The organism is Mesonia profundi (assembly GCF_031085155.1).
Classification (GTDB): domain Bacteria; phylum Bacteroidota; class Bacteroidia; order Flavobacteriales; family Flavobacteriaceae; genus Mesonia; species Mesonia profundi.
Genome location: NZ_JAVHUL010000023.1, coordinates 1 through 19,665, shown reverse-complemented (window position 1 = coordinate 19,665; position 19,665 = coordinate 1). Strand labels below are relative to the sequence as shown.

General features: G+C 37.0%; 23 protein-coding genes. 4 read left to right on the top strand and 19 right to left on the bottom strand.

Annotation, left to right across the window (positions count from 1 at the left end):
* Window positions 1-3: 3 nt before the first annotated feature.
* The 4 genes from RBU60_RS09485 to panB all read right to left on the bottom strand — a co-directional run bounded on the left by RBU60_RS09485 (window position 4) and on the right by panB (window position 3,445).
* Window positions 4-1,383, bottom strand: coding sequence for an aldehyde dehydrogenase (locus RBU60_RS09485; RefSeq protein ID WP_308864655.1), 1,380 nt, complete (start codon window positions 1,381-1,383; stop codon window positions 4-6).
* A gap of 170 nt (window positions 1,384-1,553) precedes the next feature.
* Window positions 1,554-2,258, bottom strand: a complete 705-nt coding sequence (locus RBU60_RS09480; protein ID WP_308864654.1) for an RluA family pseudouridine synthase — start codon at window positions 2,256-2,258, stop codon at window positions 1,554-1,556.
* Between the two features lie 18 nt (window positions 2,259-2,276).
* On the bottom strand, window positions 2,277-2,606 hold the full coding sequence (locus RBU60_RS09475) for an SdpI family protein (protein WP_308864653.1): 330 nt from the start codon (window positions 2,604-2,606) through the stop codon (window positions 2,277-2,279).
* Window positions 2,607-2,626: 20 nt separating this feature from the next.
* Window positions 2,627-3,445, bottom strand: coding sequence for a 3-methyl-2-oxobutanoate hydroxymethyltransferase (gene panB, locus RBU60_RS09470; RefSeq protein ID WP_308864651.1), 819 nt, complete (start codon window positions 3,443-3,445; stop codon window positions 2,627-2,629).
* 372 nt (window positions 3,446-3,817) lie between these two features.
* Between panB and RBU60_RS09465 the strand changes: the two genes are divergently transcribed.
* On the top strand, window positions 3,818-4,990 hold the full coding sequence (locus tag RBU60_RS09465; RefSeq protein WP_308864650.1) for a GlmU family protein: 1,173 nt from the start codon (window positions 3,818-3,820) through the stop codon (window positions 4,988-4,990).
* Between the two features lie 190 nt (window positions 4,991-5,180).
* Here RBU60_RS09465 and purB read toward each other — a convergent pair whose 3' ends face one another.
* Complete coding sequence (gene purB / locus RBU60_RS09460; RefSeq protein ID WP_308864648.1) at window positions 5,181-6,518, bottom strand: adenylosuccinate lyase; 1,338 nt, start codon at window positions 6,516-6,518, stop codon at window positions 5,181-5,183.
* A gap of 158 nt (window positions 6,519-6,676) precedes the next feature.
* Between purB and RBU60_RS09455 the strand changes: the two genes are divergently transcribed.
* Window positions 6,677-7,579, top strand: a complete 903-nt coding sequence (locus tag RBU60_RS09455) for a DMT family transporter (RefSeq protein ID WP_308864647.1) — start codon at window positions 6,677-6,679, stop codon at window positions 7,577-7,579.
* Here RBU60_RS09455 and RBU60_RS09450 read toward each other — a convergent pair.
* The 8 genes from RBU60_RS09450 to RBU60_RS09415 form a co-directional block, all read right to left on the bottom strand.
* Window positions 7,569-7,934 (bottom strand): hypothetical protein, encoded by a 366-nt coding sequence (locus RBU60_RS09450; protein WP_308864646.1) that lies wholly within the window; start codon window positions 7,932-7,934, stop codon window positions 7,569-7,571. The genes RBU60_RS09455 and RBU60_RS09450 overlap by 11 nt on opposite strands.
* Window positions 7,935-8,376: 442 nt before the next feature.
* Entirely contained in the window at window positions 8,377-9,111 is a 735-nt protein-coding gene (locus tag RBU60_RS09445; RefSeq protein ID WP_308864645.1) for a CPBP family glutamic-type intramembrane protease, read from the bottom strand.
* 198 nt (window positions 9,112-9,309) lie between these two features.
* On the bottom strand, window positions 9,310-9,582 hold the full coding sequence (locus RBU60_RS09440) for a hypothetical protein (protein WP_308864644.1): 273 nt from the start codon (window positions 9,580-9,582) through the stop codon (window positions 9,310-9,312).
* A gap of 287 nt (window positions 9,583-9,869) precedes the next feature.
* A complete protein-coding gene (locus tag RBU60_RS09435; RefSeq protein ID WP_308864681.1) occupies window positions 9,870-10,097 on the bottom strand; it encodes a GNAT family N-acetyltransferase in 228 nt (75 codons plus the stop codon).
* Between the two features lie 2 nt (window positions 10,098-10,099).
* Window positions 10,100-10,291, bottom strand: a complete 192-nt coding sequence (locus tag RBU60_RS09430; protein ID WP_308864643.1) for a hypothetical protein — start codon at window positions 10,289-10,291, stop codon at window positions 10,100-10,102.
* 142 nt (window positions 10,292-10,433) lie between these two features.
* Complete coding sequence (locus tag RBU60_RS09425) at window positions 10,434-11,030, bottom strand: hypothetical protein (RefSeq protein ID WP_308864642.1); 597 nt, start codon at window positions 11,028-11,030, stop codon at window positions 10,434-10,436.
* A gap of 311 nt (window positions 11,031-11,341) precedes the next feature.
* Complete coding sequence (locus tag RBU60_RS09420; protein WP_308864640.1) at window positions 11,342-11,566, bottom strand: hypothetical protein; 225 nt, start codon at window positions 11,564-11,566, stop codon at window positions 11,342-11,344.
* 3 nt (window positions 11,567-11,569) lie between these two features.
* Window positions 11,570-12,013, bottom strand: coding sequence for a hypothetical protein (locus RBU60_RS09415; RefSeq protein ID WP_308864639.1), 444 nt, complete (start codon window positions 12,011-12,013; stop codon window positions 11,570-11,572).
* A 280-nt stretch (window positions 12,014-12,293) separates the two neighbouring features.
* On the opposite strand from RBU60_RS09415, the gene RBU60_RS09410 reads away from it, so the two are divergent.
* Window positions 12,294-13,421 (top strand): TlpA disulfide reductase family protein, encoded by a 1,128-nt coding sequence (locus tag RBU60_RS09410; RefSeq protein ID WP_308864638.1) that lies wholly within the window; start codon window positions 12,294-12,296, stop codon window positions 13,419-13,421.
* 86 nt (window positions 13,422-13,507) lie between these two features.
* Here RBU60_RS09410 and RBU60_RS09405 read toward each other — a convergent pair whose 3' ends face one another.
* The 3 genes from RBU60_RS09405 to RBU60_RS09395 form a co-directional block, all read right to left on the bottom strand.
* On the bottom strand, window positions 13,508-13,936 hold the full coding sequence (locus RBU60_RS09405) for a DUF1801 domain-containing protein (RefSeq protein ID WP_308864636.1): 429 nt from the start codon (window positions 13,934-13,936) through the stop codon (window positions 13,508-13,510).
* Window positions 13,937-14,121: 185 nt separating this feature from the next.
* On the bottom strand, window positions 14,122-14,619 hold the full coding sequence (locus RBU60_RS09400) for a GNAT family N-acetyltransferase (protein ID WP_308864634.1): 498 nt from the start codon (window positions 14,617-14,619) through the stop codon (window positions 14,122-14,124).
* A 232-nt stretch (window positions 14,620-14,851) separates the two neighbouring features.
* Window positions 14,852-15,535: an SIR2 family NAD-dependent protein deacylase gene (locus RBU60_RS09395; RefSeq protein WP_308864632.1), complete on the bottom strand. Its 684-nt coding sequence runs from the start codon at window positions 15,533-15,535 to the stop codon at window positions 14,852-14,854.
* A gap of 89 nt (window positions 15,536-15,624) precedes the next feature.
* On the opposite strand from RBU60_RS09395, the gene RBU60_RS09390 reads away from it, so the two are divergent.
* Entirely contained in the window at window positions 15,625-16,284 is a 660-nt protein-coding gene (locus RBU60_RS09390) for a TrmH family RNA methyltransferase (protein ID WP_308864631.1), read from the top strand.
* Here RBU60_RS09390 and RBU60_RS09385 read toward each other — a convergent pair.
* From RBU60_RS09385 to RBU60_RS09375, 3 genes are all read right to left on the bottom strand, one after another.
* A complete protein-coding gene (locus RBU60_RS09385; protein ID WP_308864630.1) occupies window positions 16,281-17,054 on the bottom strand; it encodes a carboxypeptidase-like regulatory domain-containing protein in 774 nt (257 codons plus the stop codon). The two genes, RBU60_RS09390 and RBU60_RS09385, sit on opposite strands and share 4 nt — an antisense overlap.
* A gap of 30 nt (window positions 17,055-17,084) precedes the next feature.
* Window positions 17,085-18,893 carry a DEAD/DEAH box helicase gene (locus RBU60_RS09380; protein WP_308864628.1) on the bottom strand — a complete coding sequence of 603 codons (1,809 nt, stop codon included), beginning with the start codon at window positions 18,891-18,893 and terminating at the stop codon, window positions 17,085-17,087.
* Between the two features lie 78 nt (window positions 18,894-18,971).
* The gene (locus RBU60_RS09375; RefSeq protein WP_308864626.1) at window positions 18,972-19,544 is read right to left on the bottom strand and encodes a non-canonical purine NTP diphosphatase; all 573 of its coding nucleotides are present in this window, start codon (window positions 19,542-19,544) and stop codon (window positions 18,972-18,974) included.
* Between the last annotated feature and the right edge of the window lie 121 nt (window positions 19,545-19,665).

Genomic DNA, 19,665 nt, shown 5'->3' with positions numbered 1-19,665 from the left:
TGGCTAAAGCCAGTTTTTAAATTTTTTAATCCAAGAGAGTTTATTTCCGTAGGGAGCGTAGCGAAAAGGGACGTCGATCCAAGTTTTGTGATTTACGACAGATTGTTGATGCGTAAAACAGTGAAAGCTGTGTTTGCCGTGGTAAGCGCCAATTCCGCTATTTCCAACGCCTCCAAAAGGTAATTTTTCATTGGCAAAGTGAATGACCACATCGTTGATAACTCCGCCGCCAAAAGGAAACTGAGTCATAATCTTTTCAGCGAAAGCTTGGTTTTCCGTGAAAACGAAAAAAGCCAAGGACGCGGGATAGGAGCGAATGATTTCGCTCAGTTCACTTTCCTGATCATAAGAAATAATAGGAAGAATGGGGCCAAAAATCTCTTCCTCCATTACCTTGTCGCTTAATTTGGGATCATCGATTAAAGTGGGGGCTATAAAATTTGTTTCCGCATCGGTTTGTCCGCCAAACTCCACCTTTTCTTTATCAATTAAGTCTTTTAATCGCTCAAAATGCGATGAATTGATGATTCGGGCATAATCTGGGGAATCGATGGTGTTTTTTCCGTAAGAAGCTATAATTTCTTCTTTTAAAGCTTTTATAAGCGCAGGTTTGACATTTTTATGAACCAGCACATAATCTGGAGCGATACAGGTTTGTCCCGCATTTAAAAATTTCCCCCAAACAATACGCTTGGCGGTAAGCTGTATTTTTGCTGTAGATTCTACAATGCACGGATTCTTACCTCCCAGCTCTAAAGTCACGGGAGTTAGGTTTTTGGCTGCGGCTTGATGTACAATTTTCCCTACAGGAACGCTTCCGGTAAAGAAGATGAAATTCCATTTTAAGTTGAGAAGCTGCTGCGCTACTTCTTTATCGCCTTGAATGACTACAGCTTGGGCTTCCGTAAAGGTGTTTTTAATAATTTTTTCTAAAAGAGCAGCTGTTTTTGGGGTTAGCTCAGAGGGTTTTAAGGTGACCGTATTTCCGGTAGCAATGGCTGCAATAAGCGGATTGATTGCTAATTGAAAAGGATAATTCCACGGAGCGATAATCAACACATTCCCATACGGGCGGTGGTAAATGCGATCTGAAGAAGGAAAATTAAGTAAACTGGAACTTACCTTTTCGGGTTTGGACCAAGATTTAAGGTTTTTGATAAAAAGATCTAATTCTTTATAAACTATCACAATTTCCGTTACCATCGACTCAAAAGCCGGCTTTTGAAAATCTTCTTTTAAGGCTTCCACAATCGCGTCTTCCTGCGAGTTGATTTCTTGCTTTAGCTTCTGGAGCAATTGAATGCGTTCTTTTATAGAGAAGGGATTGCTTTTAAGAAAAAAATCAACTTGCTTGGCATGTAATTTTTCTACATTGTAACTCATAAACTGTTGTTATTATTTTTGTTAACCGCCTTCTGTTAAAGTTTAAAGTGAAGTATTTTTTTGGATTGATTTCTACATCAATTCTTAATTATAGACAAGCTTTAAAACCGAAACTAAGTAAATAAAAAGAGAACAATTCCGTAAAGAAAAGCGAGTTTTTAACGCTTACTTTAAGATTTATCTTTTACCGCATCCCATAGAGGATCCTTAGGAAGTGCCGCTACAAAAGTCATTTCCTCTTTTTGCACAGGATGTACGAGTTTTAGTTTTCTGGCATGTAAATGAATACTGGCATCGGGATTACTTCGGTTAAAACCATATTTTAAATCGCCTTTAATAGATGAGCCTATGCTTGACAGCTGACTTCGAATTTGATGATGTCTACCGGTTTCTAAATCGATTTCTAATAAGGTATACCGATCTAGTTCTTGCAAGGTGGTGTAATGAAGAATTCCCTTTTTGCTTTCGGGAACTTCGTTAGTGTGCGCGTAAGACTTGTTTTGCTTGGGATTACGCTTGAGGTAATGAACTAATGTACCGTTTTTGGGAGTAGGTGTTTTCTGTACCATTGCCCAATAGGTTTTTTGGTTCTTTCTTTCTGCAAAAATTTTATTAAGTCGGGGTAAGGCTTTGGAGGTTTTGGCAAACAAAACAATTCCTGTGGTGGGTCGGTCTAAGCGATGAACGACTCCTAGATATACATTTCCGGGCTTGTTGTGCTTTTCTTTCAGGTAGATTTTTACGACTTCACTTAACGGAGCATCTCCCGTTTTATCACCCTGTACGAGGTCTCCAGCGCGTTTATTAATGACAATGAGGTGATTGTCTTCATAAATCACTTGTAGATTTTTAGGCGTACTTACTATTTTGCTCAAGGGAATGGGGTTAAAAGTTTAGGGGATTCTTTTCAATTCTTTTTCAGTAAGATAAAAAACAACTCCTATGCCTAGAATAAAGGCTGAAGTCGCTAAAGTGCTTTCCCAAAAAAAGGAAATATCGAGGCTATAATAGCCTAACAAACCGGAAGCTACTAAAAATAAGCCTGATTTCATCATAAGCTTAGAAGAAAACGCTTGCGCGAAGTCCCAAGCTTCTTGGGATTTCATAGACTTAGCACTTCGGTAACCATAAAAAGAATTGATCTCTCTAGGAGGAAATCTATTCATCAAGAATCCCACGAGAAGAAAAACAGCGCCGGTAAGAGCATCTAGGTATATAAACATACTTAAACCGGCGCTTTCCATTAATATTGTTCTTTTTCATTAGGGAAATCTGAAGATTTTACATCTTTATTATACTCCTGAAAAGCAGCGGTCATCTCGCTATATAAATCGAGGTATCGACGTAAAAACCGAGGATTAAATTCGTGTGTCATTCCAATCATATCGTGCACGACCAATACTTGTCCGTCTACACCACCACCAGCACCAATTCCGATAACGGGAATAGAAACACTTTCGGCTACTTCTTGCGCTAATTTGGCGGGTACTTTTTCTAAAACGATAGAAAAACATCCAATTCTCTCTAGGAGTTTAGCATCTTCCTTTAATTTTTCAGCTTCTTCTTCCTCTTTAGCTCTCACGGTATACGTCCCAAACTTATAAATAGATTGCGGAGTAAGCCCTAAATGTCCCATTACAGGAATCCCAGCATTTAAAATACGCTTGATAGATTCTTTCACTTCTTTCCCTCCTTCCAGTTTTACCGCGTGCCCGCCGCTTTCCTTCATAATTCTAATGGCAGAACGCAAGGCTTCTTTAGGATCACTCTGGTAACTTCCAAAAGGCAAATCTACCACAACAAGCGACCTGTCGATAGCGCGAACCACAGAAGAGGCGTGGTAAATCATTTGATCTAAGGTAATGGGCAAGGTCGTTTCGTGACCCGCCATGACGTTAGAAGCAGAATCTCCTACTAAAATAACATCAATCCCGGCGCCATCTACAATTTTTGCCATGGTATAATCATAAGCGGTAAGCATAGAGATTTTCTCTCCGTTGGCCTTCATATCTACCAAAGACTTTACCGTTACTCTTTTATATTCTTTTTTTGCAACAGACATGCTTTTTCTATTTTAAGTTATCGTAAAAGTAGTAAATAAGTCAGTCAACATCAAAAACAAAAAGAAGTAGAATATGAGGTAGGTCATTTTTAATTTTCGCTAGGTAAGTTTTATGCTTAATTTTTCCTTTACGGAAGTGTTTTGCGGTCATATTAATCTGTTTTAGCTTTTAAATTCATGTTGCGGTTGACACTTTTATTTTTTCGCTTTCGCGGAATTTTCTCTTTGCGGAAGAGATTCGTGGTGTTTACTTCGGCTTAGAGTTATCTGTTGAAGGCTATTCAGGGAGAGTTACCAGCAAAAATAAAAATGCATCTTCAAAAAAGCAGCTACTAAAAACTTCCTTACCTTTGTTTTAAAACTAAGTTGACGATGAATTATATATTATTTGATGGCGCAGTAAGAAACCAATTGCTCCCTTTTACCTATACCAAACCCGTAGCCGATTTACGTTTCGGGATTTTAACTATACGCGAAAAATGGGAAAAGTTCTTGGAAACCACCACAACCACGATTACCGAAGATTATTTGGCTGAACGTTGGCCTATGGTGGAGATGGAACATAATACCATGATTAATGCGGCTGTTTGCCCGTCAGAAAGCTTAGTAGAGCAAATAAAAAACTTAAAAGAACATCAAGTTTTAACCTTTGAAGATACCTACATCGCTTTTAGAACAAAAGAAGAAGAGGAAATAGATTTAGATGCTTTTCAGGAAATTAAACTTCAAGAAGAGCCCTTGATGATTGCTCATTCTTGGGATATTTTCGCTAAAAATGACCAAGCGATTCAAGCCGATTTTGACTTACTTACCAAAGACCGGACTTCTGCCAAAATTCCCGAAGGCGTTTTTTGCGTGAATCAAGAGCAAATTTTTATAGAAGAAGGCGCGAAGTTAACCATGGCTTCCTTAAACGCTTCTAGCGGACCTATTTACATAGGAAAAGACGCCGAAGTGATGGAAGGCTGCCACGTTAGGGGACCTTTTGCACTTTGTGATCACGGCACGCTAAAAATGGGTACTAAAATTTACGGAGCCACCACCGTGGGACCTCATTGTAAAGTGGGGGGAGAAGTGAGCAATTCTATGATTATGGGGTATTCTAATAAGGGACACGATGGCTTTTTAGGAAATTCGGTCTTGGGAGAATGGTGTAATCTGGGTGCAGATACCAACAACTCCAATTTAAAAAATAACTATGCTGAGGTGCGTTTATGGGATTATGAAACCGAGCGTTTCGCACCCACCGGACTTCAGTTTTGCGGCCTTATGATGGGAGATCATTCTAAATGCGGAATCAATACCATGTTTAATACCGGAACCGTGGTGGGCGTAAGTGCTAATATTTTTGGGGCAGGTTTTCCTCGTAATTTTATCCCGAGTTTCAGCTGGGGTGGAAGTAATGGAACTACCACCTACAAAACCAACAAAGCTTTTGAAGTTGCCGAAAAAGTAATGCAACGCCGTAAAATTGACTTTACGGAAGAAGATAAAGCCATCTTGGAGCACGTTTTTGAAGAAACTAAAAAATTTAGAAGAGAATAGAGCTCAGCAAAAAATACAGTTAAAAAAGTCCAAGCTCGATCTGTCGAACTTGGACTTTTTTTATGTTTTCCTTTTTTCCCTTCTAGAAAGAAGGGTGGTTTTTTGTTTAGAAATAAATTAAACTCTCCCTATCCTTATCTATTTTCTGTAAAGTGTTTTTTTTAAGAGAGATTGGTTTCAATTAGAAATATTAAATTCCCGTATAATTTTGAGGTGTGATCGCTTTTAATTCAGCTTTAATTTCTTCCGAAACCTCTAAGGTTTCAATAAAATCGGCTATACTCTTGGCGTTAATTTTTTCGTTGGTACGTGTGAGTCCTTTTAAAGCTTCGTAAGGATTGGGATAAGCTTCTCTTCTCAAAATGGTCTGAATCGCTTCTGCTACGACGGCCCAATTGTTTTCTAAATCCTCGTTGAGTTTACTTTCATTCAGCAGCAGCTTATGTAAACCTTTTAAGGTAGAAGCCAAAGCAATCATGGTATGACCAATAGGAACGCCAATATTTCTTAATACGGTACTATCGGTTAAATCTCTTTGCAAACGGCTAATGGGAAGTTTTGCCGATAAATGCTCAAATAAAGCATTGGCAATTCCTAAGTTTCCTTCGCTGTTTTCAAAATCGATTGGGTTGACTTTATGTGGCATGGCCGAAGAACCTACTTCTCCTTCCTTAATTTTTTGCTTAAAATAATCCATAGAAACGTAGGTCCAAACGTCACGATCTAAATCAATAAGAATGGTGTTGATGCGTTTTAAAGCATCAAAAGTAGCCGCCATAAAATCGTAATGCTCCACTTGTGTGGTAGGGAAAGAATGCTTCATTCCCAAGATTTGCTCTACAAAATGATTTCCAAAAGACTTCCAATCTTGATTAGGATAAGCGACTTTATGAGCGTTAAAATTTCCTGTTGCACCGCCAAATTTGGCCGCCGCAGGAACTTCTTTTAAGCTTTTGATCTGCTCTTCTAAACGCACCACAAAAACCTCAATCTCTTTTCCTAATCGGGTAGGAGAGGCAGGTTGCCCGTGAGTTCTTGCCAAAAGTGGGATATGAGCCCAATCCTTGGCCATCGCTTTTAGCTTTTGTAATACTTCTTCCAATAAAGGATGGTACACTTCTACTAAGGCATCTTTCAGCGTAAGCGGAACAGACGTATTGTTGATGTCTTGTGAGGTCAATCCGAAGTGGATAAATTCTTTGTGCGCTTGTAAACCTAAAGCATCAAACTTTTCTTTTATAAAATACTCCACGGCTTTTACATCGTGGTTGGTTACTTTCTCAATCTCTTTTACCGCCTGCGCATCAATACTAGAAAAATCTTCATAAATTTTCCTAAGCTTAGGATATAAGTCAGCATCCATCGTTTTTAGTTGAGGTAAAGGCAAGTTGCAAAGTGCAATAAAATACTCAATTTCTACTTTTACGCGGTACTTGATTAAGGCTTCTTCACTAAAGAAAGCGGATAGTTTTTCGGTTTTAGAATGATATCTACCATCAATAGGGGAAATAGCTTGTAACGTATGCATGGTTGTGTGTGTTTTAAGCAGACAAATATAGCTCCTTTTTAGGTGAGCGTAAAATCTTCATTTGATAAATTAAAATCATTTTTTAATACGTTAAAGTTTAGGTAAAACAAGGTCCATATTATGAATATGGATTAATTTTGCCGATTATTTTTAGAGCGATGAATAAAGCGAGAATTGCATTAGTGGCGGGGATTGTGAGTATTTCTATTTTCCCCATTTTGGTAAAATTAGGTTTAACCTCTGGACTTATATCGGCATTTTATAGGATGGCGATTGCTTTTGTTCTTTTATTGCCTGTGGTGTTTTTAACCAAGCAATGGCAAAAACCCACGCTAAAGATAGCTTTACTCTCTGCCTTATGTGGGGTTTTATTTGGTGCCGATGTAGCCGTTTGGAATATCGCCATCCAAGAATCTAGTGCCACCCAAGCCACACTGCTTACCAACTTATCACCCATTTGGGTTGGCGTAGGAGCCTTTTTTGTACTCGCCGATAAACCTAAACTCAACTTTTGGATAGGAACTTTAGTGGCTTTATTGGGAATGGTGACTATTGTTGGATTTCAGTTCTTTTTGGAAATGAAATTTGATAGGGCTTTCCTTTTCGGAATTTTATCGGGGATTTTCTACTCTTGGTATTTTCTAACCTCAAAAGGCGTGTTGGATAAAATCAACGTTCCCACTTTTATGCTGATTAACCTATTTGCTTCTACCATTTTCTTGGGGGTATTAAATTGGGTTGCAGGAGAAGCCTTCTACGGCTTTAGTAATACCGCTTGGTTGGTCTTATTTATTCAGGCTTTGGTGTGTCAGTTGTTCGCTTGGTTTGCGCTTAATTTTGCCATTAGTAAAATGCGTGCCACTCGCGTGAGTTTATCTCTCTTGGGACAAGCTTTACTAACTACTATTTTGGCTTGGTATTTCTTATCGGAACCCATAACCCTACAAATGCTGGTGGGTGGATTGATCTTATTAACCGGAATAGGGTTTACCTTTATTTCGACTCCCATTCCTCAATTGCTGAAGTCTAAGAGAGGAAAGAGAAGGCTTGTTAAATTGTAATCTTGCTAAGAATTTTTCTGCTTCTTGCTTGGTATCCTGATGAAGCTTGAGGGTAGTTTTGCTCTAGGATGATTTTTAATTCTGGATGAATCCAAGGTATTTCTTTCCCTAATAAGTAGAGTGTTTGCAGACTATAGGCTTGAGAAGCTACTTTTTGCGGCGTAATCATCCAGTCAAAACAAATGGAGGTAATTTTTTCTTTTTGGTCTTCCTGAAGCTTAATTTTTGGGGTTTTACTGAAATAATTTAGTACCCATAGTTCTAAAACTTTAGCCATAGGACGAATCACATCGTCTCGTCTATTTCTTTTAATGATTTGAAAAATAGATTCGATATGCGCGAAAATAAGCTGCAAATCTTGAATGCAAACCAACTCTAAAGCCCTAGAGGCTTTCCCTGAAACTTCTTCGCTTTCATTTTTTGCAATCGCGATAACTTTCAGGATTAATTCGGGTTCGTTTAGAAGTCGGTTGGTGAAAACACTCTGTTTGGTCGAAGGGTATTCATCTCACGCAAATGGGTTAATAAAGAAGTCTCTTTAGAGCTTTTCATGATTTATTTTTTATCCCATTCTTTCTCGAATATATTGATATATCGTAAAAGCTGAGAATTGTCTGGAACGTATTTTCTAGTCAGTTTAGCCCAGTCTTCTAACTTTTTTTGTTCACTTTAAACTAAAGAAAGTTAATACAATTTCATACTTCCTGTGTAATATACTAACAAGAAAACTATCAAGAGTAAAAAAACGAAATCAAATCCGATAAGGAAAATACAATCCACCGCATAAAACTAGCTTTTTATAAGCTTCGAATAAATAAATTCATCACATTCACGAGGTTATGTCCCAGTGTTGGGAGGATGAGGTTACCAGTAAATTTTCTTAAAATTCCTATACTTAGTGAGGTGATTAGAGTGAGGTAAAGAATGGTGATGATATCTACTTTAAACTCCATTGCCTCTGTGAGGACCACGCCGTGAATCATCGCAAAAAGAAAGGTGACGATGATAAACCCCCAGCCAAATGCAATGCCTTTAATTTTCTTTGTGGGAACAAAGGCTTTGCTTAAAAGCCAAAGATGGATGCCGCGAAAAACGATTTCTTCAGACAATCCCGGCATGCTCGCTTGAAACATTAATTGCTCCATATCAAATTCATTTCCTTTAGGAAATACGATCATTTTAAAGATAAAATCGAAAACGAGGAAGCCCAAGAAAATTAAAATTCCCAGTTTAAGGGTTTTGGTATTTAGTTGGGTGGTAAACCCCATTTCGCGTCGTATGTTTTTGGTTTGCGATAAAATGATGAGGAGAGCGACCACAAAACTTAGCAGCGTTCCACTCCAGTTTAGGTTTAGATGTAGAAAATCTAGAGGAATCAATTCAAAACCTAAAATACGGGTATAAGCATCAAAGAGAAAATAGGCGCCAAAAAGAAAAAGGTATTTGGGGTGGGTTTCTTTCGAGAAAATTTGAGCAGCGATGAGTAAGGGTAAAATGATCGCTAACCAAATAAGGGGAGTCCATAAAGACATAAAGTTGCGTTTGGTGGTTTTACTTTATGACGGACAACTTTCTGTTTTGTTACTTTTATTGCTTGGGAGTAATTATTAAAGAGGTTAAGAATCAGTATTGTCCTAATTAAATTTAGAACAGAATTAATCTTTTAATATTCTTAAAAATGTTTAGGACGTTATTGGTTAAGAATAGTGATATAAATCTTAGAACTTATATTAACGAAAGTTTTTAGTATCCACTTCCGCTTTGCTTGACATAGGGAAGCTTTTAATTTTTCCGTCAAGGTATAATCTTAATTCATGATCTGAATGCACCAAATTTATTTTAATGCCTTTATCATTTAGGAACTTGAGAATGGGTCCTAACTGAAATGAATTTTCTGTAACAGGAACCTTTATATTTGAATTTTCTTTGGTTTTTAAGTAGATCGCGCTGTCTTGTCGGTAGCCCCCTTTATTGTATTTAATGCGTTCAATTTCTGAAAACATGAAGCGTTTAGATGCTTTTTTTCCTGCCAGTCTTGTTTTGATAAGTTCAATATGGTTTTCTGAGATTATAATTTTTTTTTGTAAAAATTCTTAAGGGTTCTAAAAATGAAGATGAAGACAAAAATACTGCCCATTAGTAATTGCAGCATCAGGGAGTTAACAATGTAAATAAAATAAGCTCCAATGATAATAAGAATTAAAGTCCCGTAAACACTGATGCGAACTGGAGGCGTTGTATAGATTATTTTTTCTTCTTGCAAGACAAATTTTTTATAGTTGGGAGTGATTTAGATTTTCTTTTGGTAATAATATTTCTCATAGCCTTTGGGAAAATCAGTTTCTGTTCCTATCTTTTTAAAACCGAGTTTCTCATAAAATAAAGGCGATTGAAAAGAGAACGTGTCTAAACTTAAATAGCGACAATTTCGTTTTTTTGCTTCTTTTTCTGCTTCCAGCATTAATTGTCTTCCAATGCCTTCGTTTCTATTTTCCTGTTTTACCACAAAGGTTTTAATTTCTAAGGTTCCCCAAATGGAACGCCCATAAAGACCACAATAATTTGGTTAGCCTTATCTCTGGCAATGATTTCTATAGGTTTATTGATTTCGTTTTTATGTGCTTTAGTTTTACTGATATTGTAATCAATCAATAACTTTACGACTTGGTCATAAGTCTCTTGATCTACGGTATCTTTTACGTTGAGCTGCATGGTTAACTAATCTTGTGAAAATGAACTTAAACTTTTAAATGTAATCTCACTAGCTTGTCATTTCTATTAAAATTTAAATTTAAATTAAAAAACCCACCTATCAAAATCCTTTGATAGGTGGGTTTCTTGCATACATTCTATTTTATTCACTTAGCCTAGAAATAGCAATATCTATTTTTCCATTCATGATTTTTAGGTTATTCCCATCTTCTAAAGGAACATAGGGTAGAACAGCAGAAAAATTACCTTTTAAGCGATTACCGCTAACCGAGGTGATTTCAAAATTACCCGACTCTGCGCTAATGTATTTCGTCCGGTACAAATCATCTGTAGTTATAGCTCCATCTTCACTCTCTACAGTAAATTGCAAATAAAACCCAAGTGCTTCTAGATAATTGTCATTGTTTTCGTACATCGCGTACGTTCCCGGTTCGTCTTTAAAAATACCTTTTATATCTAATCTATAAATAAGACTGTCTTGGGTAGTTTGATATCCCGAAGTTAAAATACGATGTCCTGTATTCTCATCATAAATAAAAAGATCTGCAAATGGTAAAACAGAATTTGCTTTAAAATCCATCTGCTCTCCAGAAGAGAACTCTAAATTTGCTGTGACATCATAAGCTTGGGAATCATTATCATTATTATTTGGCGAAGTATCATCATCGCTGCTGCAGTTTACAAAAATGCTTACACCTAAAATAAGAAGTAGGTAAATGAGTTGTTTTGAGGTTTTCATCTATATTAAAATTAAGATTTTAAATCATTAGTGTCCAGGTAAAATGTTTTAGAATGTGCTTAAGTCAATTATAGCAAGTAATAAAGGTGTTTTTTGGTGGGAGCCCCTTGCTTTTGTGTTGCGTTTTATTTTAAAATTTATCATAGATGTATATTTTTAAAAAAAGATGATAATCAGCATATTACAGATTAAATCTTACGTCTATTATCTTGTAGCGCCCGCCCGAACGTACCGCTTCGGTACGGGCAGGTCTTATGTCTTAGTCGGACACGACTAGTTTTAAATAGATGCTTAGAAAGAGAAAATCGCGTTTATAATTCCTCCATCCATTCCATTTCCACAGGAACATTGAATACTATTTCTCCAGAAATTTGAGCTTCTTCCATTTCATCTACAGATCCGTTTGCTAATGGTCTAATAAAGGTTCCTTCAATATTCATTTGAAATGCGGCTGTACCTGCAGTAGAAAGAAAGCTTAATAACTTCACATTGGTAAGCGTAACCGTTCCTTCATTGCTAATATAGGCCCCTCCCAAGAATTAACCGAATTCGCTAGACGGGGTAACGCTTATCGTCAAACTTGATACCGATAGTGCATCTACCTCTCCACTTCCAAAGTCTTTTGAGATTCCTGTTTCTTCATTATACATTACCCATCCGGTGATGCCTACTTGATCATCTTCCATGAAAAGATTAATAAGTCTTAAGTTTGGACCCTCATCTGAATTGGTAAAGCCGGTAGAAGCAATAAAGTCATCAGCACTTGCATCATCGTCAGCTTTATTATCGATAACACCAGATAATACTTGACCGTCTAATTCTCCACCGGTTATGGTGAGTTCATAAGTGTGCGGTGCACCAGATCCTGGATTCTCAGAATTATTAGGATTACTATCATCATCGCTGCTACACGAATAAAGAACAACTAGAGAGAAGCTCAGTAATAATAAAGAAAGTGTTTTGGTAATTTTTTTAGTTTTCATCCTTTTTGGTATTTAAAATGTATTAATTTAGGTTTGATTCGTTTACTTATTATTATTTTTAAAATAGAGCTCTTTTTTTATTGATCATTCGACAGAGCCATTCCGACATGAAATATCTACTGGAAAATTATGAACTTTTATCATTCAAAAATAAACTTTATGATAGGTAGTATAAGATATTTCGTAGTTGGTATTCTTTTCTGTATGAATGGTATTTATAGAACTAAACAAGGTCTGTGTTAGAATTTTATATCTTTACAAAACCTTTATACCCCAAAACATGAATAAATTCTTTTTTCTTGTGTTAAGCGTTTTAATCCTATCGGTTCAAGCGGTGACAAGTCAAACTAAAAAAAATCAACTCCATGCGCAAATTGAGAATGTACCCGATGGCACTCTGGTTTACTTTTCTATTCTGGTGAATGAAAATGAAAAAATTTCTTTAGACTCAACCCAAGTTAAAAATGGAAAATTTCAAATTGAATTACCAGCAGTAGATCATCAAGTATTTAGCCTTTTATCGATAGCTGGAGTACGTGGAGATGTATCTTTTATTAATGAAAACAAATCCTTAACGGCTAAAATTTATCCGGACAGCATCTACAGTTCTGTGATGCAAGGCAGTGATGCCAATGAACTATTGACTGATTATAAAGCATACATGAAAGAGAGAAATGCAGAGCTTATTCGCATGTCTCGTCAATTTAGTACAGAAGAACTTGAGGATCCTAATATCCGAGAAGAACTGGAAAGCCAACAAATGGCAATTGCAAGAGCTATAGTTGCTCATAATAAAGAGTTGATTAAAACACACCCCAACGCATTACCTTCTTTATTCATTTTTTCAGATTTAATAGATTTACCCACGATTACTTTTACGGAAATGTTTCAACTTTATGGAAAATTTTCGACACTACTTAAAGAAACCCCTATGGGTAAGAAGCTGGGGGAAAAATATGGAGAATCTACAGGTATTTCTATAGGTGATATTGCTTTTAATTTTAGTGCGAAAACTCCAGAAGGAGAAGAGCTTTCCTTACAAGACGTAATGAACAAAGATGGAAAATATACTTTGATTGAATTTTGGGCATCTTGGTGTTCGTATTGTCGAGCAGAAATGCCAAATGTGGTAGAGGTTTATAAAAAATACCACGAGAAGGGCCTTAACATTCTAAGTGTATCTCTAGATAAAGAAAAAAGCGAATGGATGGATGCTATTAAAAAATTTGGAATGAACTGGGATCATGTTTCAATCCTCAACGGGTGGGATGATCCAGCTGTTCGTTTATATCAAGTCTCTTCCATTCCTATGAATTACCTGTTGGATGAGGATGGAAAGGTGATTGAGGTTAAATTAAAGGGAGCAGATTTAGAAAAGAAAATGCAAGAATTATTGGGAGACCAATAGGTTAAATATTTAATGGAGATTTTTCTGAGGTTATAGGTGTTGGCAAATACTGTAGTTTCAAATTCAATACCACAAATAACATTTTATTAAATTCCCAAAGTTTCCAAGTGCTTCACGCTATGGTAGGTCAACGTTGCTTTTATACAAGATTTTAATTCTTCTATAGGTAATTTCTGGTTGATATGAAAGACAAGGGCGCGAGTGCCTTCGTATTGAAATGTGTGATCAAAGACCAGTCTAAACGTGTCTACGAGTCTACTGCTGCATTGAAAATACATCGCATAGTACTCTGGTGTTTTTTCTTTCCAATCCATACGTAGCGTACTACCGTTCTTGGTCACAAAACTAGGTTCTCCCCATTTCAAGGTTTCTTCCAGTTTAGAAACTTCCTTGATCTCTTCTGCCGTTTCTATGACTAATTCTCTTAAGAATTGCATCTTTTCACGAACAACGTCAGGGTAATTAGCAAAAACTTCTTCTACTTTCGGATTTGTTATTCGCTCTAATTTACGCATTCGTTATTCTTTTATGATCATCTAAAAAACTACTATGCAATCTACACGATTTTTTGATTGTTTGAAAAAAAAATAAAATTTGCTGTTTTAGATGCTACAATTCTATTTCAACTCGCTTATTGCATTTTTTAATTGATACCTCGAAGTTGAGCTTAGGTCGGAAGAGAGGTTTGTCCCGAGAGTCTTTATTTTTTACTGTTTTCAAGTTCAAAAATGATATTTGACAGATAGTCTAAATCTTTTCTACTCTTCATTAACTGAAATCCATTTTTTTCTAATAATTTTATAGAAGCCTGATTCTCAACATGCGTAAAAGCCTCTATTTTCTCTAATTGCAGTGTATTAAAACTAAAGTGAATAAGCATGCTTAGCGCTTCGTTCATGATTCCTTTTTGATGGTATTCAGTATGTAAATCATAACCCACTTCTGCAGTTTTTGGGTTTACAGAGAAATTTCGTATTCCAATAGTTCCAATAAGTTGAGGCTCGTCTTTTAAACTTATTCCCCAAGCAATGGACTCGTTAGCTTCATATGATTTATCTAAGTTTCTGATCATCTTTTTAGCATCAGCAATACTTTTAATTTTTTTACTTTCTGGCCTTTCTATGTATGTATTGATACTTTTATCAGACCTTAAGAATAAAATTTCTTCGGCGTCTGATGCGATTATTTTTCTAAACAAAAGCCGTTTTGACTCTAATTTTGGAAAGTGGTTAACGTTCATTTTATTGGTGATTCCATTTCGGTTTGGGTAACAAATCTACTATTAATTGATGTTTTTATGGATAAGAATTTAATAATCAGAATAGCAGAGTTTTTTTTCTTCTAATTAGCATCCTCATTTTAAAGACTAAAACTAAGTCTTAAAGGTTTTAATTTTCAAATTTTGGTATTCCGTATTGAAAAATATACAATTAACAATCTTTCAGCAATTCCTCCACCAATTTTTTAACGCCGGTAGAAGCTTTTTCTGGGATGATCGTTAAATTTTTAATTTCTTCTATGGCAGGCTTGGGGTCTATAAAAAACATTTGGCAATGCGACGGCACAAAGTCTTTTAAACCTGCCGCAGGATATACTTGCATCGAAGTGCCAATAATGAGGAGGATGTCGGCTTTCTCTACTTCTAAAGCTGCGCGCTCCAATAAAGGAACTTCTTCTCCAAACCAAACAATATGCGGTCTTAATTGCGAGTTGAATTCACAGAAATCCCCAACATTTAAATCGTCTTTCCAATCGAAAACCAATTCTTGGTCAAAAGTACTTCGCACTTTAAAAAGCTCACCGTGTAAATGAATTACGTTACTGCTTCCGGCGCGTTCGTGCAAGTCGTCTACATTCTGAGTGATAATCGTCACTTTATATTTTTCTTCCAATTCCTTTAAGGCCAAATGTGCCGCATTGGGGTGCACTCCTTTTAATTGTCGTCGTCTTTTATTATAAAAATCTAAAACCAGCTCGGGATTTTTTTCAAAACCTTGCGGGGAAGCCACTTGCATCACGTCGTGTCCTTCCCAAAGTCCGTTGTCATCCCTAAAGGTTTTGATGCCACTTTCGGCGCTTATGCCAGCTCCTGTTAAGACTACTATATTTTTCATGGGTTTGTATTTAGAAAGGTTTTCAGCAAAATAATCAAAATATTGTTTTAAACGATAGCAAAGTTCGCTGGGGTTTTTATTTTTGTAGCATGAATCAAGAACTCTTAGAACATTTACAAAGTTATCTAACTCCGCGTAGGCGGCAATTATTCGACAAAGTTTTAGCCGAAAGAACCAATCATTTTACGGTCGCTACCGAAGATGTGTACCAACTTCATAACACCAGCGCTGTGATACGTAGCTGCGATGTATTTGGTGTGCAAAATGTTCATATTACCGAAGAACGCAATAGAAAACGTATCGATAGGGAGATTGCCATGGGCGCTCAAAAATGGGTAGACATTAATAGGTATCATACCGCAAAAGATAGTTTAGAGACCTTGCGTGCTAAAGGCTATCAAATTATTGCCACTACGCCACATAATGACGCGTGTATGCTAGAAGATTTTGATGTCTCTCAGCCTTCGGCTTTATTCTTCGGAACCGAAAAAGACGGACTTTCTACTGAAATTATGGAACAAGCCGATGGTTTCCTAAAAATACCCATGGTAGGTTTTACCGAGAGTTTAAACATATCGGTTTCTGCTGCGATTATCTTGCAGAGTATTACTTCTAAATTAAAACGTAGTGGAGTAAAGTGGAGGCTTAGCGAGGAAGAAATTTATAACGCTAAACTCAATTGGGCAAAAAATTCTATAAAAAGCAGTGAGCAAATTATAGAGCGTTTTTTGGCAGAACAAAAAGCTTAATCTCTATTTAAGACTTTGTATTCTTCGTAACAACCGCTAATAGCATCTAAGATTTGAAGGTCGTTGGCCGTTTTGATAAACTGACCAGAGTAGTTGCACTTTCTTAAAATCTCGTCGATATCTACCCGGCTTATTTGCAATAAAGCGACTAGGGTTTCTCGATTGAATTTTTCTTGCAACAAATTTCTAATCTCGTCATCTTCCTTCATTTTGCGCAATTTGCGCATCTGTCTACCTTTTTTACTAAAGGTATTGTAAAGCAAGTCTGCGGGATTAAAAATGGAAGCCATGGTTTTTGCAAAAGCACCAGGCTGACTGTCACCTACTTCATAGCCATAACTAAGGCCAGAAATGCTGTAACGGGAATTATCGTAAATAGGAATGTTTTTGGCGTCAATTTCTAGATATCCCGTGAGTTTTAAAGGCGATACCGTTACTTCTTCTAAGGCAATACCAATCTCGGTCATCTTTACTTTTACATCACCATATTTGGTCCAGTCATTCGTGACGCGAACCTGAATGGATTTATAACCAAGATAGGAGAAGTATAAGGTATCGTTGACTTTTGCCTTCAATTCAAAACTTCCTTCCTTGCCAGAAACCGTACCTTTAACCTGATTAAGGTTCACAATGTTTACGTCTTCTAGAGGTAAATCGTTTGCCGCATTAAGCACCTTTCCTTTAATCACCTCAATTTCTACTTCTTGCGCTTTCGCGGAAAAAGATAGAACCATGAACATGATGCTAAAAAGAATGGGGAACTTAGACATAAAATCTACTTCTAAAAGACGTAAATATATTTATTTTTTGTTTCTTCTTCGGCTCACCGAGCTTTTGATGTTTGATTTACGTTTCCCTGAAGATTCACCGCTACGTCTAGAAAAACCTTCTCCTCTAGATCCAGAGTCGCTGCTCTTATTGAAACCGCTACCGCCGCTTCTTTTGCCGCCGCCTCCTTTACGGAAACCACCGCCACCGCCGCGTTTTTTGCGATCTCTATTGCCGCCTTTATCTTTGGTCTCTTCAACGCTAATGCGTCTACCATCGTGCTCAAAATTCTCAAAGAAAGCCAATACTTTATCTTTCTCTGTCGTATCTGTATTAAAGAAAGAGAAGCTGTCTTTTACATCTACACGAGAAACACCATCTCTCCCTAAATCTAGATTTTCTTTTAAGAAGTCTTTTAGAGACATCCAATCAAAATCATCTTTAGAACCTACGTTAATAAAGTAACGCGTGCTTTCTCCGCTATCTTCACCTTCTCTGTAATCGTTATGATTTGCAGCAGGACTGTTAAGCTTAGAAGCATTTTTATAGTAGTTAAAGAAACGAGTAAACTCTACAGAAAACACTTTTTTAATGACCTCTTCTTTACTGAAGTCTTTAAAAAGCTCTTCAATTTGAGGCAAGTAACTGTCTATTTCGTGGTTAATTTCTGTATTCTTAATGCTTTTCGCCAAGTGGAATAATTGCACCTGACAAATTTCTTCTCCGCTAGGGATATCTTTACGTTCAAAAGACTGCTTAATGATGCGCTCAATACTTTTAATTTTACGCATTTCACTCTTCGTCACAATTACCATAGAAACGCCACTTTTTCCAGCACGACCGGTTCTTCCGCTTCGGTGGGTGTAGGTTTCAATTTCATCTGGCAGCTGGTAGTTAATCACGTGGGTGATATCATCTACATCAATTCCGCGGGCAGCGACATCTGTAGCCACCAACATTTGAATTTGACGAGAACGGAAACTCTTCATCACTAAATCTCGTTGATTCTGACTTAAATCTCCGTGAATAGCCGCCGCATTGTAACCGTCTTCGATTAATCTTTCGGCTACTTTTTGGGTATCTCTTTTGGTTCTACAAAAGATCACCGAAAAAATATCTGGATTAGAATCGGCTAAACGTTTTAAACCATTGTAACGGTCCCTTCCTGCTACCACGTAATATTCGTGAGAAACATTTTTGGTTCCTTCGTTTTTGGTTCCCACCGTAATCTCTACGGGATTGTTCATAAACTTCTTAGCGATTGTAGATACCTCTTTGGGCATCGTAGCACTAAAAAGCCATGTTTTTTTATCTTTTGGGGTGTGCGATAAAATATCGGTAATGTCTTCATAGAATCCCATGTTCAACATTTCATCGGCTTCATCAAGAATACAGTAGTCAATTTTAGAGATGTCTATCATCCCGCGACTTACCATATCTTTCATTCTTCCGGGCGTAGCCACGATCACCTGAGCTCCTTTCTTGATCGCTCTCGCTTGATCAGAAATACTAGAACCTCCATAAATGGCCACCGTTTTAAGTCCCTTAATATATTTGGCGTAATTTTGTATTTCGTTGGTAATCTGTAAACATAATTCTCTTGTAGGGGAAAGAATTAATCCCTGTGTGTGTTTGCTATCGGCGTTTATTTTTTGGAGTAGCGGAAAACCAAAAGCTGCTGTTTTCCCTGTTCCGGTCTGTGCAAGGGCAACCAAATCGGTTTCCTCTTGTAATAAAATTGGAATCGCTTTTTCTTGTACATCACTAGGAGCCTCAAACCCCATATCACTTACTGCATTTACGATTTCGGCGTTAAGCCCTAATTGTTCAAATTTGTTCATATAATAAAATAAATAAGTTGCAAAGGTAAACAATCCTAAGTAGCTTATCTTATAAAACGCATTTATTTATTAGCCGTCTTATTCTGATAAATAACTGACTAACTGACTAAAAGCTCTTGCGCGATGACTTATTTCGTTTTTCTCTTGGGGCTCCATTTCGGCAAAAGTTTGGGTTTTATCTTTCGGTAAAAATACGGGGTCATAGCCAAAACCTTTTTCTCCTCTTTTCTTTTTGGTGATTTCTCCTTCACAGATTCCTGTAAATAGCGTTTCATGCTCGTTTAAAGAGAGGGCGATGACCGTTTTAAAGCTAGCGCTTCTATCTAATTTATCTTCTAGGTTTTCAAGAAGCTTTGCGATATTCGCATCGTTATTTTTATGTTCTCCTGCATACCGGGCAGAGAATACGCCGGGTTCTCCATTTAGGGCTTTTACTTCGAGTCCTGTATCGTCTGCAAAACAGTCGTACCCATACTTTTCGGAAACATATTTGGCTTTAAGAATCGCATTTCCATCAATGGTATCTGCGGTTTCTTCAATGTCTTCATCGCAGCCAATATCATTTAGAGAAAGTAACTCAATCGTATCTGGAAGCAGTTGTTTAATCTCCTTCATTTTGTTGGGGTTGTGGGTGGCAAATACAAGTCTCATAGGTTTTTGAGTGTAAAGTTAAAAGTGGTTTGTGGCTTGTGCTTTGTGCTTCCCTAAATAGAGTTGACCGTTTTGGTTAATATACTAATTTATTTTTATCATAATTCTATCGGACAATTAT